The 23,109-nt window shown below is 49.7% G+C and carries 20 protein-coding genes; 3 read left to right on the top strand and 17 right to left on the bottom strand.

Translation table 11 applies throughout. The annotated features are described in order from the left end of the window. Positions 1–38: 38 nt before the first annotated feature. The gene (locus CLV60_RS27230) at positions 39–2,330 is read right to left on the bottom strand and encodes a peptidylprolyl isomerase (protein WP_106598552.1); all 2,292 of its coding nucleotides are present in this window, start codon (positions 2,328–2,330) and stop codon (positions 39–41) included. 348 nt (positions 2,331–2,678) lie between these two features. On the opposite strand from CLV60_RS27230, the gene CLV60_RS27225 reads away from it, so the two are divergent. After that, positions 2,679–3,167 (top strand): hypothetical protein, encoded by a 489-nt coding sequence (locus CLV60_RS27225; RefSeq protein ID WP_106598551.1) that lies wholly within the window; start codon positions 2,679–2,681, stop codon positions 3,165–3,167. Between the two features lie 11 nt (positions 3,168–3,178). Here CLV60_RS27225 and gloA2 read toward each other — a convergent pair whose 3' ends face one another. The 5 genes from gloA2 to CLV60_RS27200 all read right to left on the bottom strand — a co-directional run bounded on the left by gloA2 (position 3,179) and on the right by CLV60_RS27200 (position 8,606). Beyond that, complete coding sequence (gene gloA2, locus CLV60_RS27220; protein ID WP_106598550.1) at positions 3,179–3,568, bottom strand: SMU1112c/YaeR family gloxylase I-like metalloprotein; 390 nt, start codon at positions 3,566–3,568, stop codon at positions 3,179–3,181. A gap of 42 nt (positions 3,569–3,610) precedes the next feature. Beyond that, complete coding sequence (locus CLV60_RS27215; protein WP_374755659.1) at positions 3,611–4,816, bottom strand: acyltransferase family protein; 1,206 nt, start codon at positions 4,814–4,816, stop codon at positions 3,611–3,613. A gap of 125 nt (positions 4,817–4,941) precedes the next feature. Next, positions 4,942–6,660 carry a GMC family oxidoreductase gene (locus CLV60_RS27210; RefSeq protein ID WP_106598549.1) on the bottom strand — a complete coding sequence of 573 codons (1,719 nt, stop codon included), beginning with the start codon at positions 6,658–6,660 and terminating at the stop codon, positions 4,942–4,944. Between the two features lie 63 nt (positions 6,661–6,723). Then, positions 6,724–7,323 carry a gluconate 2-dehydrogenase subunit 3 family protein gene (locus CLV60_RS27205; protein WP_106598548.1) on the bottom strand — a complete coding sequence of 200 codons (600 nt, stop codon included), beginning with the start codon at positions 7,321–7,323 and terminating at the stop codon, positions 6,724–6,726. 227 nt (positions 7,324–7,550) lie between these two features. Next, positions 7,551–8,606 (bottom strand): long-chain-fatty-acid--protein ligase, encoded by a 1,056-nt coding sequence (locus tag CLV60_RS27200; protein ID WP_106598569.1) that lies wholly within the window; start codon positions 8,604–8,606, stop codon positions 7,551–7,553. A 51-nt stretch (positions 8,607–8,657) separates the two neighbouring features. On the opposite strand from CLV60_RS27200, the gene CLV60_RS27195 reads away from it, so the two are divergent. Then, positions 8,658–9,212, top strand: coding sequence for a hypothetical protein (locus CLV60_RS27195; RefSeq protein WP_106598547.1), 555 nt, complete (start codon positions 8,658–8,660; stop codon positions 9,210–9,212). A gap of 4 nt (positions 9,213–9,216) precedes the next feature. Here CLV60_RS27195 and CLV60_RS27190 read toward each other — a convergent pair whose 3' ends face one another. Beyond that, positions 9,217–10,500: a sensor histidine kinase gene (locus CLV60_RS27190; RefSeq protein ID WP_106598546.1), complete on the bottom strand. Its 1,284-nt coding sequence runs from the start codon at positions 10,498–10,500 to the stop codon at positions 9,217–9,219. A 273-nt stretch (positions 10,501–10,773) separates the two neighbouring features. Between CLV60_RS27190 and hemA the strand changes: the two genes are divergently transcribed. Beyond that, on the top strand, positions 10,774–12,033 hold the full coding sequence (hemA, locus tag CLV60_RS27185; protein ID WP_106598545.1) for a glutamyl-tRNA reductase: 1,260 nt from the start codon (positions 10,774–10,776) through the stop codon (positions 12,031–12,033). A 315-nt stretch (positions 12,034–12,348) separates the two neighbouring features. On the opposite strand, the gene CLV60_RS27180 is transcribed toward hemA, so the two are convergent. From CLV60_RS27180 to CLV60_RS27135, 10 genes are all read right to left on the bottom strand, one after another. After that, positions 12,349–14,139, bottom strand: coding sequence for an ABC transporter ATP-binding protein (locus CLV60_RS27180; RefSeq protein WP_106598544.1), 1,791 nt, complete (start codon positions 14,137–14,139; stop codon positions 12,349–12,351). A 46-nt stretch (positions 14,140–14,185) separates the two neighbouring features. After that, positions 14,186–15,529, bottom strand: coding sequence for a DEAD/DEAH box helicase (locus tag CLV60_RS27175; RefSeq protein WP_106598568.1), 1,344 nt, complete (start codon positions 15,527–15,529; stop codon positions 14,186–14,188). 68 nt (positions 15,530–15,597) lie between these two features. Then, complete coding sequence (locus tag CLV60_RS27170; RefSeq protein WP_106598543.1) at positions 15,598–16,140, bottom strand: hypothetical protein; 543 nt, start codon at positions 16,138–16,140, stop codon at positions 15,598–15,600. 104 nt (positions 16,141–16,244) lie between these two features. Further along, positions 16,245–17,642: an ArnT family glycosyltransferase gene (locus CLV60_RS27165; RefSeq protein ID WP_106598542.1), complete on the bottom strand. Its 1,398-nt coding sequence runs from the start codon at positions 17,640–17,642 to the stop codon at positions 16,245–16,247. 87 nt (positions 17,643–17,729) lie between these two features. Then, on the bottom strand, positions 17,730–18,371 hold the full coding sequence (locus CLV60_RS27160) for a porin family protein (RefSeq protein WP_106598541.1): 642 nt from the start codon (positions 18,369–18,371) through the stop codon (positions 17,730–17,732). A 203-nt stretch (positions 18,372–18,574) separates the two neighbouring features. After that, the gene (locus CLV60_RS27155; RefSeq protein ID WP_106598540.1) at positions 18,575–19,630 is read right to left on the bottom strand and encodes a hypothetical protein; all 1,056 of its coding nucleotides are present in this window, start codon (positions 19,628–19,630) and stop codon (positions 18,575–18,577) included. 24 nt (positions 19,631–19,654) lie between these two features. Then, a complete protein-coding gene (locus CLV60_RS27150; protein ID WP_106598539.1) occupies positions 19,655–20,569 on the bottom strand; it encodes a hypothetical protein in 915 nt (304 codons plus the stop codon). 10 nt (positions 20,570–20,579) lie between these two features. Next, positions 20,580–21,149 carry a phosphoribosylglycinamide formyltransferase gene (gene purN, locus CLV60_RS27145; RefSeq protein WP_106598538.1) on the bottom strand — a complete coding sequence of 190 codons (570 nt, stop codon included), beginning with the start codon at positions 21,147–21,149 and terminating at the stop codon, positions 20,580–20,582. Between the two features lie 134 nt (positions 21,150–21,283). Then, positions 21,284–21,979, bottom strand: a complete 696-nt coding sequence (locus tag CLV60_RS27140; protein WP_106598537.1) for a TapB family protein — start codon at positions 21,977–21,979, stop codon at positions 21,284–21,286. Positions 21,980–22,069: 90 nt separating this feature from the next. Beyond that, positions 22,070–22,951: a geranylgeranylglycerol-phosphate geranylgeranyltransferase gene (locus tag CLV60_RS27135; protein WP_106598536.1), complete on the bottom strand. Its 882-nt coding sequence runs from the start codon at positions 22,949–22,951 to the stop codon at positions 22,070–22,072. Between the last annotated feature and the right edge of the window lie 158 nt (positions 22,952–23,109).

The following is a 23,109-nucleotide window of genomic DNA, read 5'->3' as shown; positions in this document are numbered from 1 at the left end:
AAATGAAACAGATTCGATTTATAAATGCTAAAATACGGCTAACGCTTAATTTTTTCTAATTCCTGTGCATTGACTTTAACCGGGAACTTCTCCTGCAACTTCGCCTGCCATTGTTTTTCCAGCTCTTTCTGGTAATCGTTGATCACCGTACCGCGTGCTTCCGCAAACGTTTTGGGACGTGGTGGATCGATCTTCGCTACATTCGTCCACAAAAAGCTGCCGTCGCTGGTAATCGTCTGCTCGCCGGCCTGCCATTTGAAACCAGCGAACAGCGGATCGGTTTTTGGGAAATAGCCTTCACGGATCGTTACCGAGCCGGGGGTATCCCCATTGTACACCTTTTCCACATCACTTTTCGACTGGCTGTAAAACTGGAATGCCACCCGACGGTTACGCTCCTGCTCGGCCGATTGCCGGAAAGAGCCGTAGTCTTTTTCTATGATACGCAGAATAGGGATGTTTCGTGCATTTAAATATTTTACAACATTACGGGCGCGGGTCGAAGAAATGGTTTCTGGCTCATCCGCAGCACGATATCCGGCGATTTCAACCACGTAATCCGCATTTTTTTCCATGATAATATAAAGGTCATTCAGCGCTTCCAGCTGCTGATTGCCTATTTCTGCTGAGTTGACAGGGAATAGCAGTTCCTTCGATTTTCTTTCCAGCTTATAAGGGCTGGCGGCTAAAGTTTTTTTCACGCTGTTTAAAGTTTGCGTGTCTTTCGCCGTTACGATCGTCGCGAATGCACGTTCCGGATAGTTGTAGCGGGTCTTGTTCCGCTCATAAAAACTACGCTGTCCGGTAGAGTCCGAAAGCGAGCGCTGCCAAACCTGCTCTTCCATGATCTGCGAAAGCAGCACACCCTCGCGGATTTCATTCATCAGGCTGCGGAATTCGGGATTACTCTCTTCCAAATGCTCTTTTTCATAGTCCACGAGCGATTCGTTGAGGTAATCGTTGTAGTAGCGACGGAAAACAACCGCCGGCGATGCGTCCTTCGGGCGGGGAGTTTGCTTGCGTTTGACGTAGTTCAGAAACGACAAGGCATCGTAAGGCCGCTGCTCGATGCGGAAAAGGGTAACGGTAGACCAATCGGCCGAAACGGCGCGTTGGTAATCCCATTTGCCGGTCCGCAATGTGCTATCTGCCAATGCCGCAACTTGCTGCCACTGATCGGCGGCTTCTTGTACGGCATATTTCTCGCGTAAGCGCTTTGCATTGGCCTGCTCGATCACCTTACCGCGCGAGTCCGTCACGACTTTCTTGCGAAGCGACGGAGCCATGTTGGCCAGCGTTTCAATCGGGCGTTTTTCGACCAGACGAATAATATGCCAGCCGTAAATGGTGAGCACGGGTTTTGAGTAGGATTGCACGCGGGGCAATGCAAATGCGGCTTCCTCGATCTCCGGTACCATCTGGCCGGTACCGAACAGGGGTAGCAGTCCGCCATTTTTTCTGGATTCGCGGTCGTCGGAATATTTGTCGACTACCATGTTCCATTCTGCACCGTTTTGGAGTTGCGTATAGGCCTCGTCGATGCGCGCTTTGGCCGATTCTTTCTGAGCTGCTGTGCCAGTCGTATCCACCTTTACCATGATATGCGCCACACGCACCATGCCGCGGTTGGTTCTGCGGTCGTTCACTTTAATAAGGTGGTAACCCGCCTTCGTCCGAACTGGCTGCGATATTTTTCCTACGGGCAATGCGTAAGCTGCGGTTTCGATCGGATAGAGCGTTTGGAAAGCGGTGAAATAGCCCAGATCGCCCTTTGTTGTTTTTGCAGCGGGATCTTTGGAGAAGCGGGCCGCCATATCGGCGAAATCCGAACCTTCTTCAAGGCGTCCGCGGAGAGCAATCGCTGCACGGTAGGCTTCGAGTGTGTCTGCGGGCGAGGCGTCTTCGGAAACGCCGACGAGTATGTGAGATGCCCGTACTTCCTGTTTCAGTCGGTTATAAGCTTCGTTGGTCAGTTTTTCGACTAAATCTTTGTCTACCAAATGATTTTTGGCCAGCTGATCACGATAGGAAGCTATTTCTTCGCGGTAGTCGAGCGTGGTATCTTTTCCTTCTGACTTCGCTTGAAGTACTTTGATTTTCAGGTCGGTGTAGAGCGGAAGGTATTCCTCCGGTGTTAATGCTTTGGTCGAATCGGATGCGAACTTGTTTTTATTGTAGGAATCCTGGTAATCATCGAGGGAGAATTGCTCTTTGCCGATTTCGAGGAGCGGCTGTGTTTCGGCTACCGTTTGCTTCGGCGGGGCCGTTGTTTTACACGCGCTGACAAGTGAAATCGTAACGAGACCAATATGAAACTTGATTTTGGACATATTCAGAATTTGTATTAGGCTTTCGCGACTGCAAAGTAAAAACCGCGATAGCGCTCAAATATTGTAAAGCCAGCAAAGTTAGCCGCTTTCTTGTCAGGACAAAAAAATGCGCACGGGTATGTGGTTTGCTCAATCCACATTTCCCCATCTCGCCGGTCACAGTTATGGCAAAATTTGCCCACAAAACGCCGTTATTTTTGTGCCCGATATTTTGAAAAAAGTTTATTAAATAGTTTTTATGACTTAAAAAGGAATTACTATTTAAATATCTATAAAGCAGGATGTAGACGCTGATTCGGGTACAATTTTTTAAGAACTAATCCTACAACGCTTTAACTTTTACAGCATATGGAGGAGAACAAGGGCAAGGAGTTCATTCAGATGATCAGGGCGTTATGGAATGAGCAGAAGAAGAGGGAGGTTCTGTACCTGGAAGCATTGAAGAAGGACGGTATGGGGCCGTTCAGGCGCATGCTGAGCCAGGGGCACGTGAGTGCTGTGTTGTTCCAGAAAGAAATCCGTGCTGTATACGATTACTTCAAATGTTTTCTCAACGATAAGGAGCTGGCCGACCAAAACCAGATCACTTCCCATACTTCCCTGCAGTTGCTTGAAAAAGCAACGGGGAGGGAAGAAGTGGCTTCCTGCCTCAAAAAAATTGAAGCGGCGACCATTCAGCTCTACAAATCGCTCAGGAATTATCTCGATCGTGAGCCTGAGGCGCAGCGTCTGATGGACGAGCACCTTACGCGTACTTCGGAGTTCTACGATATGCTTTGCAAACTCGAATCAGGCAACCAACGGAGCTATGGCTACGGCTTCACGGCAGCTGCCTGACGACGTTCCCGTTAAATTTCATACAACTCGATTGGCAGATCGTCGGGATCTGCGAAGAAGGTAAATTTCTTTCCTGTGAACTCGTCGATCCGGACTGGTTCCGGGAAAATACCTTTTGCATTCAAATCGGTGATTGCTTCTTCCACGTTTTCCACCTTGAAAGCAATGTGCCTCAGGCCGCAAGCCTCCGGGCGTGATACGCGTGCGGGCGGCGACGGGAATGAAAACAGCTCGATAATGTACTGGCCATTCAGCGAAAGGTCGAGCTTGTAAGAGTCGCGCGCCTCGCGGAAAACTTCACGGTCGATATGGAATCCAAGAATTTCGGTATAAAACTGTTTCGACTTTGAATAGTCGGAACAAATGATCGCGATATGGTGTACGGCTTGAAGTTTCAGCATGGAAAAAATAGTTGAGAATAATCCCAAAGATAGGGCTGCAACTCAGATCTTGATGAAAATCTTCTTTTTGTACATCCACCGGAGGATCAGCCATTCGGTCAGCAGGATCAGCGCGCCGCTCACGAGCGAAGCGTAACTTTCGCCAAAAACGGCATCGTAATGCTGCCCGAGATGGATTTTGAACGATCCGCGGATGAAGCTTCCGAAGCCGTCGGCGATCACATAAGCTGCAATCGAATTGGTACCGATCACGATCAACGGGAAGAACCAGGATTTTAAATCTTTCACATCCACCACAAAATAGAATGCGGACAAGAGCAGAAATGCGCAGCCGCCGCTGAATAGCGTCCAGGCGGGTGTCCAGATGCGTTTCACGATCGGGTTAAGGCCTGTGAAATGGAATGCCAATGCGAGCACCAAAAGCACAACCGCGGTAATCAGGAAGCGTTTTAATAAAAAGGTCGATGAAGTAGCGGATTTCAGCCATTTACCGGCGATCAAACCTAATGTCATGGTTCCTAACGTGGGGATGAAGCTCAATGTGCTGTAACCGCCGCCGTTGAACTCGAACGGTTTTTCGCGTGGGAAGAGGTTCATAAACCATCGGTCGAATGCCCAGGCCGCATTGGTGTTTTTGTTCCAATGTGCCGCGAAGCCTTTCAGGTTATGTTCCCAGTCGGCAGTAGTGCCGGTTTGCGACCAGTCGAAATCGGGGCCCGGGAGCGGGTATAATGCGAAGAATGCCGCATAACCTACCAAAATCACCGCTAATGCGCCCCAGACTAACGCGTCCCGTTGAATTTTCTCCGAAGCGAATCCCAGGGCGAAAAGGATCGGGTACCCCATCCCTATTTGTGTTAAGGTATCTTCAAAAGTAAAGTTGGTCTGCTCCGAATGCATCGAGCGCAGGAAAATACCCAGCAATATCAGGATCAGCGAGCGCCGGATCGTGTGTATCCACATCATCGTCACCGACTGATTTTTGCTCGCGCGGCTCGCCATGGAATAGGGTAGGGCTACGCCGACGAGGAATGAGAAAGAAGGCTGGATCAGGTCGTGGAGCGAGCATCCTACCCAGGGAACGTGACTTTGGTGGAAATCCAGAAATGCCCAGAAAGCGCTCTCCGGAAATGCCTCGGCCACTCTGCCGAGCCGCAGCACTTCGGCCATCATGAGGAACATTACAAATCCACGGTAGGCGTCGACAGACGAAACACGTTGAGGCGGCAGGGTAGTGGTTTGTTTCAAAACAAGGTGGTTTAGGGAACGGTTACAGGCAATACTGATAAATAGCCGGAAAGGGTTACACCCAAAAAGAAAAAACCTCGCAGGATTTACCTGCGAGGTTTTGGCGTGATGCGGGTCAAGACCCGTTATACATTCATCTTTTTGAGCTCCTTCACAGCATGGTCGGCAGCGCGTGCAGTCATCGCCATGTAGGTCAGCGATGGGTTCACACATGATGCCGAGGTCATGAACGATCCGTCGGTAACATATACGTTCTCTGCGCCCCAAACCTGGTTGTTCTTATTCAGAACGGAAGTTTTAGGGTCGTTACCCATACGAGCCGTACCCATTTCGTGGATACCGATACCCGGGTGTTTCGATTCGTCGTTGTAAGGTGTCACGTTTTTCAGACCGGCCGCTTCGAGCATTTCAGCTGCATCGTTCATCATATCCTGACGCATTTTTTTCTCGTTCTCGCCATAAGCCGCATCGAAAACAACTACCGGGAGGCCCCATTTGTCTTTTTCGGTAGCGTGCAGGGTGAAGCGGTTTTTCTCGTCGGGGATCATTTCACCGAAACCACCGATGTTCATCGTCCATCCGCCTGGTTGCGAGATTTCCTTTTTGAAATCGGCACCGAAACCGTCGGTTCCTACACCACGGCCCCAGCTTTCGCGGCTTGCACCACCCTGGTAACCGAACCCGCGCACGTAGTCACGCTTATCGTTGCCCCAGTTGCGGTAACGTGGAATATAGATACCGTTCGCACGGCGTCCGAAATAGTATTTGTCTTCAAAACCGTCCACATCGCCTCTTGCGCCTACTGCCAGGTGGTGGTCCATGATGTTACGGCCCAGCTGGTCGCTATCGTTACCCAATCCGTTCGGGAAGCGTTTCGATTTCGAGTTCATCATAATCGATGACGAAGCGATTGCCGATGCATTCAGGAAGATGATTTTGGCAAAGTACTCCTTCGTTTCGAGGGTATTCTGGTTGATCACGCGGACGCCGGTTGCTTTGTTGAGCTTATCATCGAAAATCACTTCCGAAACGATCGAATCCGGGAGCAATGTGAGGTTGCCGGTTTTCTGCGCTGCCGGTAATGTGGCTGCCTGCGTGCTGAAATAGCCTCCGTACGGACATCCGCGCATACACATATTACGGAATTGGCACGCTGCGCGGCCAAGCTCGGTATGGAATGCCTGCGGCTGTGTAAGGTGTGCGGCACGGCCCATGATAATGTGGCGGCCTGCGAATTTCTTCTCTACCTCGCCTTTGACGTGCTTTTCAACACAGTTCATTTGCATTGGGGGCAGGTAATGCCCGTCGGGAAGCACGTCGAGGCCGTCTTTGGCACCGCTGATACCCGCGAATTTCTCCACGTAGTCGTACCACGGAGCGATGTCGGCATAACGGATCGGCCAGTCTACGCCGATACCCTCCTTACCGTTCGCTTCGAAGTCGACCGGGTTGAGGCGGTAGCTCTGGCGGCCCCACAACAGGGAGCGGCCACCGACGTGATATGCACGGATCCAGTCGAATTTGCGGGTTTCCAGGTAAGGATTTTCTTTATCGTTTTCGAAGAGGTAACGGTGCTCTTCATTGGCAGTGTAGCCTGTGCGGATACCAGCCCAGTATTCTTCTTTGGCCACGGTGGTAACCCTGCCGCGGTGTTCAAGCTCCCACGGTGCGAGGGTAGCGGTTTTGTAATCTACGATGTGCTTGATGTCCCGGCCCCTTTCGAGCATCAGTACTTTCAAACCTTTCTCGGTTAACTCTTTAGCGGCCCATCCGCCGCTGATGCCCGAACCCACCACAATTGCGTCGTAAGTGGCTTGTTTTGTTGCTTTTATGTTCAGATTCATGATGAAAATGCTTCAAAGAATTTTAAAATATGGCCGTGGTGGCCCCTACTTGAATGTTTGGGATTACATTGCCCAGTTTTTCTGGCCTGGTTTCAGGTCAATGCAGCCGTCGTAGCGGCCCGGAACGGCAACGTATTCGAGCGCTTGCGTAGCACCCGGTTCGGATGTGAAGTATCCCAGGAGTGTCAACTCTTTCATCAGGCGGAAGAACGGCACACCGGCGTCGGTATATTCCTTGCCTGCTTCGGTATATTTTTTCTTTTCCTCACCAGCCTTAGCGAGCTCGTCTTTCGCATCGGCTTCCATCTCTTTCAGGATCTTGGTTTGCTCTTCCGGTTTCGCTTTCAGAAAATCCTTCTTCTCCAACTCTGCCAAGCCCTTGTTAAAGCTTTCCTGATCTTTTGCCGCGTAGCAGTCTTTCAGCATCATTTCAATAAACTCTCCCACTTTGGCGTCCTTTGCCCCCGGGGTGTCCGTTTTCGGAATGATAATTTCAGCCACCTCCGAAACAAGTGCCTTGCGATCCGTCGAGAACGGAAAAGTCATTGCTGAGGCAGTCTCTGTGGAAGATTTACATCCTTCCAGAAAAGCCAGCATGGTGGGCGCGGAGAGTGTGCCACCCATTAATAGTGCCACACGACCAAGGGCATCACGTCTTTTCATCTGATATACTTAATATAGGTTAACAATCCAAAGTGAAATTCCGCATTTGATAAATGCAATTTTGAACAGCCTGCTAATTTATGAAATATTCTGACTCATATGTTGGTTAGAATGATTCTATATAGCTTCCAGGACTGTATCAGGCTATTTCAGAGGGTACTCGGAGGGATTAAATTTATATTAAAATGTAACCGCGCGGTTATGCGCAGCACGGTGATGCTAACGATTCAGAGAACCATTAAATTGCAGCCACGGATGTCCGAATTGTCGAAACGGCCCATGACGTAGAAGGTCCCCGCTTTTTCCCCGAACCGCCCAAGGTCCTGGGTTTCGATGAATGAGCATGTATCCAGGTTGGCCAGGTCAATCACGTTAATGCCGCCGGTTTTGGATGAACCGAGGTTATGGTCGCTGATCGTGAACGGATCGTTGATGTCGCGCAACAGCACGCGCATCGAATACCCGGGTACGAACAGGCCGTGGCCATGCGAGTAGCCTTGCGAAAGGAGTTCGGTCATGCCGTATTCGGAATGGATTGCCGGCACGCCGAAACTCGCGGTGAGAATATCGTGAACCTCCTCTCTAAGCAGCTCTTTCCGCCGGCCTTTCATCCCGCCTGTATCCATCACCGTGAAATGTTCGATGTTTTGCAAAAATGAAAGGTCAAAACTGCTTTCCGCCAGATCCAGCAATGCGAACGTAACGCCCAGCAGCAGAACTCCCCTGCCATCGGGATTGTCGGCGAGGTGGCGCAGGCGATGCAGCATTTCACCCGTATTATTAAGGTAAAAGCCTGAATATTCGGATTCGCTTTCCTCAATAAAGTGCTGCATCATATACACGAGCGAAGAGTTGTTTCGTTCAAGGTATGACGGTAGCAGCGCCAGGATATGAAAGCGGTTCAGATCGCCATAATTGTGCTGGAAAATACGATAGGAAACAGCTTTGTAAAGTGGTTCGTCGTAAAGGTGATGATGGCTGGTAGCCTGGCCGGTTGTCCCGCTGCTCTGGAAAATAACTGACGCGTCGGAAGAATGCCCCGTAGCGACGCGATGATTCTTAAAAAACTGGATTGGAAGGAAGGGAATTTGGGTCAAATCGGTGATGCGTGCCGGATCGACGCCCAGATGCCGGATATACTCCCTGTAAATGGGATTGTACTCGGCCTGAAAGCGGAAAACCCTGAGTGCAAGCGACTCAAAATCGGCCGGTTCGAAGGTCACGATTTGCTCACGGAGTCCTGCCCGTATTTCGGCAATGGATTTATTGTTTTGAAGTTCCAATCCTCTTACTTTCGTAGATACTAAAAAAGCAAAGTTAAAAATAGAACTCATATGAAGCTGCAAGTTTCCTTGTTCATACTATTGGCGGTAGCATCGGCTAGCTGTGTCGATATTCCCGATTTCAGCGATACCCCGGTTCTCTATTATAACGGCATCTCTCAGGATACACAGATCGATAGTGTCAACGGATCTCCTTCAGGGGAAACGGAGGTTGTGACAATTACCGTTGATTTTGAGGATGGTGACGGTGATCTGGGTGCTACCAATGCAGAAGTACAGGATTTGGATGTTTTTACTAAGCAATATAAGAATGCACCGGGCTGGAATCTGGAAGCAAATTACAGGCTGGTGACGATGATCAAGCGGAAGAACGGCACCTGGTCCGAAAGAATCATGAGTGGCGACTCATTCAAGTTTTTTCCAAGGCTGAAACTGGATGGGAAGGCTGGTCCGATCAAGGGTAAACTGGATTTGAACGCCCGTTTCCTTAAATCAAACAGCACGGTTCCGACTACGGTGAAATTCAAAGCCACTATTATCGACCGTGCATTCAGGATCAGCAACGAGATCACGACAGACACGGTAGTGGTACCGCTCCTGCCGTAATTCATTAAGATTCTTCTACAATATCGGCATTCAGGATGATCCTGAATGTCGTTCCTTTTCCTACCTCCGAGGTTTTGACGAAGAGCTTGCCCGCGTGGTAATTTTCGATGATCCGTTTCGCAAGTGTTAACCCCAGGCCCCAGCCGCGTTTCTTGGTACTGAAACCGGGATTGAAAATCTTGCTCGCCTGCGCCTTGGTCATTCCTTTTCCGGTATCAGCGATGTCGATCCATATTTCCTTCGCACGCGGAGGCGCTTGCAGCGTAACGTGAATTTCGCCTACGCCGCTCATCGCATCCACCGCGTTCTTGCAGATATTCTCGATCACCCATTCAAACAGGTTCTTGTTGAGCAAAGTGGTTTGTTCTTCGGCAAGCTGGTTGTGAACTTCGAATTTTACTTTAGAAGAAACCCGTTTTTCGAGGTAGTTGATAAAATGGGTCACAATATCGGCGATAGGCTCCTGCCGGAGGGTAGGGATAGACCCGATGTTCGAAAAACGGGTCGTGATCATTTCCAGCCGTATTACGTCCTTTTCAATTTCTTCGGCAATGGACGGATCTATCGACGGGTCGCTGCGGAAGTATTCCACCCAGGCCATCAGCGAGGACAGCGGCGTGCCCAGCTGGTGCGCAGTTTCTTTCGCCAAACCCACCCAAACCCTGTTCTGTTCCGCTTTTCGTGCCGAACTGAATGCGAGATAGGCGAGGTAACCTATCAGCAGCATGACCGACAGCTGCAAGAACGGATAGTAACGAAGTTGTGTAAGCAAAAACGAGTTGCTGTAATAGATCTTTCCCGCCCGGCCTTTGCCGAGTTCCACCGGGATAGGCGGATGTTCGAGCTTCATCTCTTCCAGCTTTTCCTGGATAATGCGTTCGCGTTCCTGGCGACTTACTTTGGCAGGAAACTTAATGTTCTTGTTAGGATTTGGGATATTGTTTTCATCCACATAAATGGCCGGAATCTGGTAGAAATTCACGGCATCCTCAATGACCTGGTAAATCACGTTGAAGTTTTCGTCCAGCGGACTGTTGACGACATATCGCAAACCTTCCGCATAAAGCTGCACTTCCCTTTCTTCGCGTTCTTCCAGCTCCTCCACCAGCTTATCGGTATAAAACAGCGAACCGATACTTAGTATGAGCAGGATAATCCCGATCACGTATTTATAAAAGCTCTTCTGGTCGTAGGTGTCCATCAACGAACGGCGCAGGCGCTGGCTGTTCAGGATGGCTACGGGGTGCAGCTTGAAACGTGGTTTTTCTTTTGGGGTTTCGCTGATCATTCCGGGTCGGGCACAATAAGCCCGATATTAATGTTATAGTTTACAAATAACGCAAATAATTTAAGCTTAGTGGCTTCACGACGGTTTTTCATCCCCTCACACGTCAGTTAAGAATATGACGGGGATCATGTTTTCGAGCCTTTCCAGGGTTGAAATTTGTATGACTTATGGCAGTTTTATTTAAATGCTTTCTAAATAAGTGAACGGTCATAGTTCCACATTTATATTTGTGATTTTTGTAAAGTATTTTTGTGCATCGAATTAGACAAAGTGATGTATAACCAGTTCAAATCAGTCAGTTTATCACATCGGAATGCTCCTCTTGCTATCAGGGAACAGCTTGCATTGAATGAGGCGGAAGCAAAGAGCATGATGCTTCGTCTCAAAGATTTTTTCGATATCGCCGACGTTCTTGCCGTCTCCACCTGCAACCGCACTGAAATATACTACTCCTCCGCCAACGATCTTAATGAAGACATTATCAAGCTTTTGCTGATCGAAAAAGGGGTTGAGGATGTAGAAAGCTTCAAAGCCTATTTCGAGCAGTTTTCGGAAGGCGACGCGGCGGTGCAGCACCTGTTCCACGTAGCCACAGGCTTGCAATCGCAAGTGGTAGGGGATATGCAAATCCCGAACCAGATCAAGCATGCATACCAATGGTCGGCCGACCTGAATATGGCCGGGCCGTTTTTGCATCGATTGCTTCACACCATATTTTTTGCAAATAAACGTGTAGCGCAGGAGACATTTTTCCGCGATGGCGCTGCCTCCGTTTCCTATGCGGCCGTCGAATTGCTCGAAGGCCTCATGCCAAACCCTAAAATACTCGTTGTAGGCTTGGGAGAGATTGGAACGGATGTGTGCCGCAACCTTTCGCAAAATACCAATGCGGAAGTGACACTCGTAAACAGGACCCGCAGCAAGGCCGAAGCGCTGGGCGCTGAGTTGGGTTTCCGGGTGGCGGATTTTGCAGATATTGAAACCGAAATTTCCAATGCCGATATTATCGTATCGTCCATTCAGCGTGAAGAGCCATTCTTTACGAAGGAAATGATGGTGCGCCTCCGCGGCATGTCATTCAAATATTTCATCGACCTCTCGGTACCGCGCAGCGTATCACCAGAGGTGGAAGAAGTTCCGGGGGTGATGCTCTACACGATCGATTCGATCCGGTCAAAAGCCGATGAAGCATTGCAGCGCCGCCTGGATTCTGTGCCGCACGTGGAAGAGATTATCAGCGAAGCAGTAGTTGAATTCAACGACTGGTCGCGCGAGATGATCGTTTCTCCGACGATTCAGAAACTGAAAGGCGCGCTGGAACAGATCCGCAAAGAAGAGTTGGGGCGTTTTACAAAAAACCTCACCGAATCGGAACTGGAAAAAGTGGAACGCATTACCACCAGCATGATGCAGAAAATCCTCAAACTGCCGGTGCTTCAATTGAAAGCAGCCTGTAAAAGAGGAGAAGCAGAAACGCTGATCGACGTATTGAACGATCTGTTCAACCTGGAAAAAGAAAAAGAAAGCCATTAATATCACATAGACCTCTTCCAATATCATACTCCCGGGCTCTCCCGGGAGTTTTTTTATGTACAAAAAAGAGAGGGTGACATTCGCCACCCTCTCTATGTATTACCTTACCCTCCACAATAATTAATTGTATCTTCAAATCCGCACCGGGTGTCGCGCACCGGGTGTCGCACACCGGGTGTCGCACACCGGGTGTCGCACACCGCGTGTCGCAAAATGTGCTAAACGGTTTTGGATTGGTCGTTCGTCACCATGAAACGACATACGACGGAGGAAACTCTTTAGATCACCGACCCGAAAAAATATTTCAAAAATTTTTCAATCCTGGTCCCGGCTCATGGTTTCGAGCATCTTCCCAAGGTTCAGACTTCGGGCGGAAGCATTAAAAATTTGCCTGTAAACGCCGTTTTGCTCGTACAGTTCCTCATGTTTGCCGGATTCGACGATCTGCCCTTTTTTCATGACGTAAATCTGATCTGAATCCAGAATTTGCGCCAGGCTGTGTGAAATGATTACGACCGTCCGGTTTTTCTTAATCGCGTCGAGGCTGTTTTTGATTTGCTCGGTGGCAATGGCGTCGAGGCTGGCCGTGGGTTCGTCGAGGAAAATAATGGGCGGATTTTTGAGGAAAAGGCGTGCAATGGCAATGCGCTGTTGCTGGCCTCCCGAAAGCAGCTGTGCATCCGTTTCGTATCCGTGAGGTAGCTCCATAATCTGCTCGTGCAAATAGGCGCTTTTGGAGGCTTCTACGAGCTCATCCCAGGTAGCATCGGGCTTGCCGTACCAGATGTTTTCCGCAATAGAGCCCTTGAAAATGTGGTTCTTTTGAAGCACCATACCAATCGCATTCCGGAGTGAGGACAGGTCATAGGATTTCAGCGGTCGCCCGTCGAGCAGGATTTCGCCCATATCCTGCGCGTAGAAGCCCACCAGCAGGTTGATTAACGTGCTTTTACCCGCGCCCGAGAGCCCCACCAACGCCGTAGTTTGCCCCGATTTGATTTCCATATCGATGCCGGATAATGCCTTCGTCCCGTTGGGGTAGGCAAATGACACATTTCGCAGCACGTAATCGCCCCGGAATTGGGGTTTCACGGTTTCTCCGCTGGTTTCCACCGAGTCGCTGGCATCCAGAATGTCGAAGAAGCCTTCGGAATACGTTAACGCGTCGTTCATCTCGTCATAAATGCGGTGCAGCTGGCGGATAGGAGCGGAGACGTTGTTAAAGAGCAGAATATGGAACATGATCGCGCCGATAGACATTTGCTGATCGAGCACGAGGTAGGCTGTGAGAATGATAATCAGTACCACGCCGATTTGCTCGATAAAGCTCTTGATACCGTCATAAGTGAAGTTGGTCTTCCGCGTTTTGAGTTGCGAATCCATCAGTTCCATTTGCAGCCGGTACTGTTTTTCGCCTTCCAGCTTCTCGCGTACGAAGGATTTGATCACAATCACCGATTCGATGAGGTTGATGAGCCCGTTGCTTTTGTTTTCGCGTTGCCGCTTCAATTTGCGGCGGACACCCTGCAACTGGCCGGCTTGCTTGTAACTGACCCAGAAATAAACCGGAAGAATCGCCAATGCAATGCATCCGACGTAGAAATTGGCTGAGAACATGATGCCCAGTGCCACAACGGCATTAGCAAACAAGGGCAGAATATCGATAAAGAAGTTCTGGATCAGCTTCGTAAGGCTCTCCGCGCCGCGGTCGATGCGGGTTTGCAGCTTGCCTTTCTGGTTTTCATTATCGCTGAAAAACGCCAGGTTGTAAGTCAGGATGCGGTTGACGGCATTCTGGGCGAGATCGCTGGAAACTTTGATACGGATTTTTTCACCAAAATATCGCTGCCCGAAAACGATGAACGTGTTCACGATCTCCTTCACGAACAATATCACCGTGATTTGAAGCAGCAGCTCCTTACCTTGCAGGATGCCCCAATGCTTGTCGTGCATGGATTGTACCGTGTCGACGGTATAGCGCAGGACCCAGGGGTTTACCTGCGCCGTGACAGCACCCAGCAAGGTAAGGAATAATGCAAATGCGATTTGCCGGTGATACGGCTTGACAAAAGGCCGCAGCCTTTGAAAGATTTGCCAGATATTCATGTAAACTCAACACGAAATCCGGCAAAATGATTTGAATACCTGTTGCTTAACTATTTCTCTTGGGCTTGTTGCCTGAGCGCTTGATAGGGCGCCCGTATTTGGCCATTTTTTCCTTGGCATGGTCACGGCGGACATTAACCTTCTGATTTTTAGCTTTTTTCTCGTGAAATGCCGGGCCTACATCCTCGCGTTTGGGACGTTTCAGCTCGATATTTTTCATGAACACTTTCGGCTCTTCGTCGGGTGTCAGGATTTCCGAAATCTTCAAACCTTCGGGTAACGGGAGCATGGGGATTTCAAAATCCATCAGTTCCTCGATCTGCTCCTGAAACGGCTTTTCACGTTCGGTAATAAAAGAAATGGCAATACCCTTCTGGTCGGCGCGGCCGGTGCGGCCTATGCGGTGAATATAGTTTTCAGGGACTTCGGGAATATCGAAATTGAATACGTGCGATACTTCTGCCACGTCGAGCCCGCGGGCGATAATATCGGTGGCGATCAGGATGCGGTAATTGCCGGCGTGGAATTGCCTGATCGTATTGAAACGGTGGTTCTGGTCCTTATTGGAATGGATAACCCCGATTTTATTCATGTAGCCGAGTTCCAGCTGGCCGTAAAGCTGGTCGGCGAGCTTTTTGGTAGCCACAAAAATCAGGACCTTGCTCATTTCCTCGTGCCGGTCGAGCAAAAGGTCAAGCAGGTTTACTTTGGTATAAAAATTGGGAACATCATAAGCCTGCTGCTCGATATTATCCAACGGTGTTCCGACGGGCGCGGCCTCAATGCGCACGGGGTCATTGAAATACGTTTTCATCAGCGCTTCCACTTCTTGGGTAATGGTAGCTGAGAAAAGCAGGTTCTGGCGCCGCTGCGGAAGTAAATCGAGGATGTTTTTCAATTGGGGCCGGAACCCGAGGTTCAGCATTTCGTCTACCTCGTCGATCACCAGCTTTTTGATGTTTTTACTCTTCAAAGAGCCATTCAATGCAAGGTCGTACAAGCGTCCGGGCGTGGCCACCACCACATCGGCACCCTCGTGGAGCTCCGCCATTTGTACCTTGATATTCCCGCCGCCGTACACGCCTACGGCTTGCAACGTAGTGTAAGCTGCCAACTTGCGTACTTCTTCCAGTACCTGCACCACGAGCTCGCGCGTAGGTACGAGGATCAGTAATTGCGGCAGGCGATCTTTGGCATACTCAATCTGCCGAAGTGTCGGCAGCAAATAGGCGAATGTCTTTCCGGTACCTGTTTGGGCAATACCGCAAACATCCTTTCCGGACATCATGACCGAAAAGACTTTGTGCTGGATAGTAGTGGGCGTCGTATATCCCGCTTCTGAAAGCGCTTTCAGAAGCGGTTTAGTGAGATTTAAATCTTCAAAAGTCATAATGCAGTTCGTCAAAGACCACAAAGGTACGGCTAATCCCTCTGAACGCATTACGCAAGTCGTTTTATCTACTCGTGCGGAGAAAGCGCGGCGCGCCTGAACAACAATGCGGATCCCGCAAATAACCAGCCAAAACATGCATGCAAGCCAAAGACGGCAGCCAATCCGTTCGCAAACGCAGGCGTGCCGATAGCCCAGGCTACCAACGGCACTAGTACCATAGCAAATGCCGTCGCAAATAATGCGTGCGACATTCCCTTAGGTTCGAGCCGCGAGATAATGGCGCCTGCAAGTCCCACCAGCAACACTCCGAAATACATCATATTTGCAGGGTTGTCGCCCAGAATGCCACCTACTGCCACATTTATCCAAACTAACAGCGCTACCGCAACGACGGCGAGCCCGAAAGCCAGTTGATAAGCCCGGTTACTCATTTTCTTCATAATAAGTAGCTCGTAGGCGATGCGTGCGCCCCCGAGCGCGAGTACCGACGCGAGCACAAAAACGCCCGGTTTCCATTGCCAGAGGGCAAGACAGGTGAGTAGCAGCGGAACAAGCACGCCGACGGCCACAATATGGCAGGGCGACAATCTGGTGTTAATGGTTTGCATAAGGCAGGTGATCGTTTAAGTTTGATTGCTCAAAATTATAAAAGTACTTTGTATTTCAAAGTAAAATTTGAAAACTATATTTTAGACCAATGTATATGGTTGATTTATAGCTTGATCAACACCTTGGATTGCACATAGGAAGCTCTGGTATTCGGGTCCAGAAAGCGGAAGTCGAGGATTCTTCTGGGGTATTCCTCGCAGCTTCCGAGGATTTGCAGATCGGGCCGGATAGCCTTGAATTCCCCCACGAAGTTCTGGTGCGTGTAAACCAGACAATTTTTCATCCCAACCAGTTTTCCAAAGTCGTCCATTTCGGTCACCTGTGTACCCGAGTAAAAGCGAAGGCTGTAAGGTGTCCCGGCCTGATAACTGAAAAGCTGCTCATGTGAAGCGCCGTTTGCCCTGGCGATGATGCCTAGCTTGGCAGGGGCCTGGTACTCGTAGATATTGGGGTAAAAATAGGTCGTCAGCACGATATTGGCGCCGATTGCAAACACCACACAACCAGCGATGAGCTTGTTACGGACAGACGAAAAGAAAATGAGCCAGGTGAGAACGGCGAGGAGTGCCATGAAATGAACGAGGCCATAATAATTGTCGGCCGGAAATGTGAACCACACCAGGCAAAACAGCAGCGCGAGAGCGGTATATGCGGCTACTGCGTGCAAATACGCCAGTAATCCCGAGAAAGTATCTGGAACGCTTTCAAGACGGCGGATCATATAGATGGCCGTCACCACCGCTGCCACCGGGTAGGCCATATATACGTCAAAAGTTGCCCTGAATGGGTTGAGATAGGCAAAAATAAAGGGCATGATAATCGAGAGCAGGATAATCAGTTCATGCTTCTGCTCTTTGCCTTGATCTGGAAAAATAACCCGCTGCACGAGATCGATTATCGCGAGAATGAAAAAGATCGTCCAGGGAGAGAATGTCACGAGCAACGTCAGCAGCGGATCCACCGGCCACTGGTTTGAAGTGTCGGGGAAAGTGTTTTTAACCCATATCAAACCGGCGATCCCGACAAGCGAAAGCAGCAGGCTGATCACTTTCCGGGTTTCGAGGTAGGCGTTGAGTTGCCACAATGCGAAAATGAAGCATGCCGCCAGGTAGCTCGAATCCCCCAGTTCATTGTTGACCAGAAATGTAGCTTGCGACGTGCCCAATATCAGCACGGAAAGCACGGCCGGCGCTGCACCCGCAAGCGCGCGCGTGAAGCGGTAGGTACAAAACAAACTGAACAGAATAGCCAGGAACCCAGGAATATGCAGCGACAACTGATTGACACCGAAAAGCCTCATAGCGCCGACGGAGAATGAAATAATCGGCGGAGAAATGCCCGTTTGTTCATCCAAACGACCATTCTTTACCGCTTCGGCCGAGATAGCGGCTATTTGGGCAGATAAATCTTCGGGAATCAGCATCAGCCAGCCGATCATCCAGATCAGCACGGCAGCTCCCAAGCCCCATTTGCTAATTTTCAACAAATCCTTTTGAAGCATAGGCAGTGTGCGTTAAAACCTACCGGTAGCAAAAGTAAAGAAGGGCACTCAAATTTGGATGCCCTTCTATTCATGGATTATAGTGTGTCAGCGCGTACGTAGCCTTCCGGTATGCTTGTTGTAGGTGCCGAGCGGGAAGCTCAACCCCACATTGATACCCCAGTTGTTGTTTCTGATTTTCGCATTGTCGAGCCTTGTGACATCGAGCAATCCGACGCCGTACCGTACATCGAAGTTCAGCCATATCTTTTGTTGCAGGCGGTAGTTCAATCCACCCCCGAAAGTAAGGCCAAGGTCAAACGGAGCGTAAATGCGGTTGTTGGAGTCTCCATTGATGTTGTTGCCGTTCTTGTCCCTTGCACCAACCAGGAAGTTGAGGTTAGGGCCGAGAAAAATCTTAGGCCGCAGGCGGTCGCCGTAACGCCCGAAAAAGAAGGTAGCCAGCAATGGAGCCTGGATGTAGTTTAGGTTAATTTCATTGGTTTTGTTGTTGATCTGTGCACCGAGCTGCGTGAAAAGCAACTGGCCGCTGAAACCAAAGCCTGATTCGGAGCTGTAATTGTAGAAGCCGCCAATGGTCAATCCGGGTTTCCAATCGGTGTTAGCAACATCGCCGCGGAAGTTGGCAATCGATAATCCTACCAGCGGGCCGATGGAAACGTTTTCCTGAGCTTGTGCCCGTGAGCTACAAAATACGACTACGAGCAGCAAAAAAATGCAATTTTTCATTTAAATGTGAGTTTGGGTGCGTCAATGCCGATAAACACAAATTATATGCCACTGGCGCATTTTGTGCGTCATTTCGCCTAACCAGCTAAACATTAGCAACGTGTGTAGCTGTATTTATAAAATCACATTTAAATGAATGTTGAATATCGTGGAAAAACATCTACGCATTGTATACGTTTCCCGCAAAAACTGCCGTTTTCCGGCTATTCATCGGAGTCGTCTTCGGGCTGGTTGGGGATCTGGAATGGTTTGAGATAGGCTTTGAGCTGCGACGGAACTAGCCAGTGTTTATATACCTTCTTGATATTCTTGATCTCGGCCTTCAACTCGTTGATATTGGTATTGAATTTCGCGATAACGGTTACCTGGGAATTGGCGTGCTGCCAGGGTAGGCCACAGATAGCCGAAATCTTCTGCTGAATCGCGGTTTTTTGCTGATCCAGCTCTTCTACTTGTTGTTTAAGGATTTTGTTGTAATAACTCAGCTGGTTTTTGTTGAGGTTTTCAAGCCCGTTGCGGTCGGTCTGTTCAAGCTCCATTTGCAGTTTCAGGAGATCGAGCAGGTTGTTGGCCTGGTACGCCTTCGTAATGCGCTGCATGGTCTCTGTTTTACGCAGCTTTTCGGCCTCGTCTGTTTCCCGGTCGGGATGGAAGGTTTTCACGAGCTCCATGTACACACTCCGCACCGATTTTGTGGTTTTGGCCTGCTGAGCTTCCCGTGTACGCTGATCCATGCGCTGTTCCCGTCTTTCCGCCTTAATGCGTTGCTGCTCTTCTTCCGACAGCTCGTGAAACGATACTTCGGGTTCTGGCTCATACGCACTTTCCAATAAAAAAGCGGGGTCTTTAATGCGGGAAACTTCTCTCAGGCGCTCTTCTTCCAGCAGCACATCAATGTCCACCGGGCTGTATTTGTTAAAAACAGGTTTCAGATCGGACAGCGCGTGATTTTTAATGAGGTCGTAGGCATTCTCGGTGATCAGGAAGGCCAGTTTGGTTTGGTAGGCTTTCCGGAAATGCTCCGCTTCGTAGGTACGGTCCCATAGGTTGACAATATCGGCCCGGTAACCCTGGTATTCCCGCACAAGGGGATCGAGGTCGGATGGGATCCGCCGCAGCATTTCATCGTAAGCCTGTTGAAGGTCGGCGATCTGGCGGTCGAGCGCCTCGATCGTGTCGGAAAGAATATTGAACTCCTTTTGTTTTTTGTTGAGCGGTTTGTCTTGCTCGGGAATATGCAGGATGGCGGTGTCGGTCATGGTCAGTAAACAGCGCTTGCGGGATCACAGGTTCAGTTCCTGGTAGGAAATCAGCACAATGGCCGCTACCGCCAGTACCAGTCCCCACTTATTCAGCGTATTGAGACGTTCCTTGTATAATGCCCAGGCCGCAAGGGCCGAAACGAGCATGGTCAGGATGTTGTAGATCGGAAAAACGTAAGCCGCGCTATTCCCGAATGCCGCGAGCGCGAGCAACAGAAAATAGAGCGATAAAAAGTTGGGTACGCCCAGCACCAGCCCACCGACGACGCTCCGGAGTTTCAGTGAATGGCCGTGCGCAATGATGCGGTAAATGAGGATGGAAGTGCCGATCACCACGGCGCCAAAACAGGCGATGATCATGAAAACGGTGATCTGGCCGGCGGGGTAATACCTGGAAGATAAAAAATTGATCAGCGTATTGTTTGTGCCGGTGGCAAAGAATGTCAGTACCGGCAAAATCCATAATGCCTGCCTGGCGGCCTGGCGGCCATTTGCTGTGTCGGATGATTGGGGCGAACGCTGGATCGCCCCCAATGCCAACGCGACGAGCGCCAGCACGAGCCCAAGGTAATTGAGCGCCGTAAAGTCTTTATTATTGTTTCTGAAAACAAAAAGCCCGAAAAGCACCGGGATCACCAGCGACATATTCCCTGCCAGCGACGTGGCTGTTACGCTCACTTTTTGCGCAGTAAGCCCTATGAGCATAAATGCCGTGACGAACATCGCTCCCAGCGCCATCGTAAGGATTGTGCCTTCCGAGGCCCATTGTACCTGCGTAAAAAGGCCCAGGTCGGGTGTCAGCACAAGGCCTGTAAGCACGCAGGAGTAATAGTTGAAAACCACCGCATGGAACGAATCCACCTGATAGCGCGGGTAAGCGCGCATGATCAGGTAGAGCATGACAGTGAAAACTACCGCGAGCAGGAAAAACAGCATGATGCAGCGTTTATCGTCCTGTAAGGATTTCGTCGATCACACGCGGATAATGCGCGTATTCGAGTGCGTGCACTTTGCGCGCAACGTCGTCGGGCGTGTCGCCGGGCACGACCTCGCATTTAGCCTGGAAAATGATGTTACCCTCATCGTAATGCTCGTTCACATAATGGATCGTGATACCGGATTCGGTTTCACCTGCATTCACCACTGCCTCGTGTACGAAATGCCCGTACATGCCTTTTCCGCCATATTTAGGCAGCAATGCCGGGTGAATATTGATCATTTTGTTCGGGAATGACTCTACCAGTACCGGCGGCACGAGCATCATAAAACCGGCCAGTACTACCAGATCTATGCCTTCGTTTTGGAGGATCTGGGGGATTTTCCCGGTATGGTAAAACGTTTTTCGGTCAAAAAACACAACCGGAACCTGTAATTTGAGCGCCCTTTTGATCACTCCGGCCATAGGATTGTTAGTGAAAATCAGCGACACATCCACGTCGTCGCGGTCCGCGAAATGCTCGCAGATCTTTTCGGCATTGGACCCTGAACCGGAGGCAAAAATGGCAATTCTCTTCATTATTAAGCGTAGTTGATATATGATAGATAAGGAGTATCGGTGAAAAAATACCCGGACAAAGCTATAAAAAGAACGGCTTGCCGACGAACCGGAAGCCGTTCTTTAGGGAAATGTTAATATTGAGTTGTCTGATATCAATATATTTTGGACAGTTCGCTATATCCCATCAGTTTCCCTTTGCGATACGTCTCGGTTTTGAGGTCCCATACAACACCGGTGGCACGGTACGAAACGGTCTGCATCTCCATTTTAACCGGAAAACCCATGACCATTTCCATGTTCATATCCGAATTGATTTTGTAAACATCATAAGTGCCCGCAGCGATAGTGAGCTTTTCCTGGCCTGCCACCGTCCGGTTTTTGATAAACATATTGAAAACCACCGGCATGGGTCCGGATTTACCTTCGCCTTTGACGGCCGCGTCTTTCAACTTCTCGCCGACCGAAAGCTTCGAGGGAATTTCGATATTGTCGTAGGTAAACTTCATTTCCATATTCTGAAACGATTTCATCTGCTCCTGGTTAATGAGCGAGGCTGCATCGAGCGTCAGCACATTTCCGTCGCACTTCATCTGGTAAGTGTTTTTTAGCTCGGATTTACCTTTCGTGTTGAAAGATTCCATATCAATCGTTACCACTGTGTTGCTGCCTTCTTTGGCTACTTTGGCAATTTTATAGGTGAGTTTGCCGAGCGCTTTGCCTTTGCCGTCGTAGTTGTTCATTTCAAATCCGCCTCCTTCTTTAAAGGCAAAACCGGCGCATTCCTGGGCATATGCCCTCAGGCTGAGCATCATCAGGCAGGCGATGCTCCATAGGATTAACTTTTTCATATCTGTAACAGCAATTTAGTTTTGGGGTAACCAAATATAGCTTTTCAGCCGGTCAATTAAACGGCGTGAACTGTTAAATTAATCGGTGCGTCAGGCCCAGATCATGGTGATCAGCCCGAGCAGCATCACGATCTTGCAAAGGCTGCTGATATCCTTGAAATCGCGGCGGGTATCGGCCTGGTACAGTCGCAGCACGAGTAATGCAATCGGGATCAGGAGCAGCAGGAAGAGGAGGGTGAGCAAGTTATTCTGTAATGCACGCGCCATGACGAACAGCGTCAGCACAAATACCACGATGACCGAATACAGGAATGTTTTCGTGCGTCGGATACCCCAGATGATGGGGAGCGTGCGGCAGCCGTGCGCTTCGTCACCGCGAATGTCTTCCATGTCTTTCACCACCTCGCGGATCAGTGAAATAAAAAAGGAAAAGACCGCATAAATGAATACCAGATGCCTGTTGGCCGGATAATGCACGGTGAGTATGAGCAACGTAAGCCCCGTAAGCAGCGAAACGATGAAGTTGCCGATGAATGGCAGCCGCTTGTAACGCTCGGAGTAGAACCAGAGCAACGTGATAGAGAATACGTTGATAATGAAGACGTACGGGCTGACAACCAAACCTAATATCGCACCGACGACATTCAGCACCTGGTGGGCACCCATGGCCCAGCGGCGTTTCAGGTAACGGCCTACCACCACTCTTTCAGGTTTGTTGACAATGTCGATTTTGACATCGAAATAGTCGTTGATGATGTACCCGGCGGCGGCAATGCATACCGTTGACAGCGAGAGCACGAACATATCGATGTCGGTCACGATCGACTTCCATTCATGGCGCGGGCCGATGAGCAGGATGCGTGTAAGGTACTGTGTCAGGGCCACAATGACGAGGTTGGTCATGCGCACAAGACGCGCACTCCCGGTGACATAATCCCACGTTGTGATCTTGGGTCTGGCCGACACATTCATGAAGTTTGACGCTGGAAAAAGAAGGTTTAGGCAATAAAATTATTCATTTTATCCCATTAACGACAATTCTTCACTTCTTTATCCATTTGTGGGATAAAAAACGTGCATTTGTTGTTAGCTATTTTGAGCCGTTATCCGGACGGCCGTTCATCCCGGAT

Source organism: Dyadobacter jiangsuensis (genome assembly GCF_003014695.1).
Lineage (GTDB): Bacteria > Bacteroidota > Bacteroidia > Cytophagales > Spirosomataceae > Dyadobacter > Dyadobacter jiangsuensis.
Note: the sequence above shows the minus strand (reverse complement) of the source record. Positions and strands in the feature narration are given on the sequence as shown.

What these genes read in the sequence shown, in the direction of transcription:
- CLV60_RS27230 (WP_106598552.1), bottom strand. Translation starts at nt 2,330, where the DNA reads ATGTCCAAAATCAAGTTTCATATTGGTCTCGTTACGATTTCACTTGTC.
- CLV60_RS27225 (WP_106598551.1), top strand. Translation starts at nt 2,679, where the DNA reads ATGGAGGAGAACAAGGGCAAGGAGTTCATTCAGATGATCAGGGCGTTA.
- gloA2 (WP_106598550.1), bottom strand. Translation starts at nt 3,568, where the DNA reads ATGCTGAAACTTCAAGCCGTACACCATATCGCGATCATTTGTTCCGAC.
- CLV60_RS27210 (WP_106598549.1), bottom strand. Translation starts at nt 6,660, where the DNA reads ATGAATCTGAACATAAAAGCAACAAAACAAGCCACTTACGACGCAATT.
- CLV60_RS27205 (WP_106598548.1), bottom strand. Translation starts at nt 7,323, where the DNA reads ATGAAAAGACGTGATGCCCTTGGTCGTGTGGCACTATTAATGGGTGGC.
- CLV60_RS27195 (WP_106598547.1), top strand. Translation starts at nt 8,658, where the DNA reads ATGAAGCTGCAAGTTTCCTTGTTCATACTATTGGCGGTAGCATCGGCT.
- CLV60_RS27190 (WP_106598546.1), bottom strand. Translation starts at nt 10,500, where the DNA reads ATGATCAGCGAAACCCCAAAAGAAAAACCACGTTTCAAGCTGCACCCC.
- hemA (WP_106598545.1), top strand. Translation starts at nt 10,774, where the DNA reads ATGTATAACCAGTTCAAATCAGTCAGTTTATCACATCGGAATGCTCCT.
- CLV60_RS27180 (WP_106598544.1), bottom strand. Translation starts at nt 14,139, where the DNA reads ATGAATATCTGGCAAATCTTTCAAAGGCTGCGGCCTTTTGTCAAGCCG.
- CLV60_RS27175 (WP_106598568.1), bottom strand. Translation starts at nt 15,529, where the DNA reads ATGACTTTTGAAGATTTAAATCTCACTAAACCGCTTCTGAAAGCGCTT.
- CLV60_RS27170 (WP_106598543.1), bottom strand. Translation starts at nt 16,140, where the DNA reads ATGCAAACCATTAACACCAGATTGTCGCCCTGCCATATTGTGGCCGTC.
- CLV60_RS27165 (WP_106598542.1), bottom strand. Translation starts at nt 17,642, where the DNA reads ATGCTTCAAAAGGATTTGTTGAAAATTAGCAAATGGGGCTTGGGAGCT.
- CLV60_RS27160 (WP_106598541.1), bottom strand. Translation starts at nt 18,371, where the DNA reads ATGAAAAATTGCATTTTTTTGCTGCTCGTAGTCGTATTTTGTAGCTCA.
- CLV60_RS27155 (WP_106598540.1), bottom strand. Translation starts at nt 19,630, where the DNA reads ATGACCGACACCGCCATCCTGCATATTCCCGAGCAAGACAAACCGCTC.
- CLV60_RS27150 (WP_106598539.1), bottom strand. Translation starts at nt 20,569, where the DNA reads ATGCTGTTTTTCCTGCTCGCGGTAGTTTTCACTGTCATGCTCTACCTG.
- purN (WP_106598538.1), bottom strand. Translation starts at nt 21,149, where the DNA reads ATGAAGAGAATTGCCATTTTTGCCTCCGGTTCAGGGTCCAATGCCGAA.
- CLV60_RS27140 (WP_106598537.1), bottom strand. Translation starts at nt 21,979, where the DNA reads ATGAAAAAGTTAATCCTATGGAGCATCGCCTGCCTGATGATGCTCAGC.
- CLV60_RS27135 (WP_106598536.1), bottom strand. Translation starts at nt 22,951, where the DNA reads ATGAATGTGTCGGCCAGACCCAAGATCACAACGTGGGATTATGTCACC.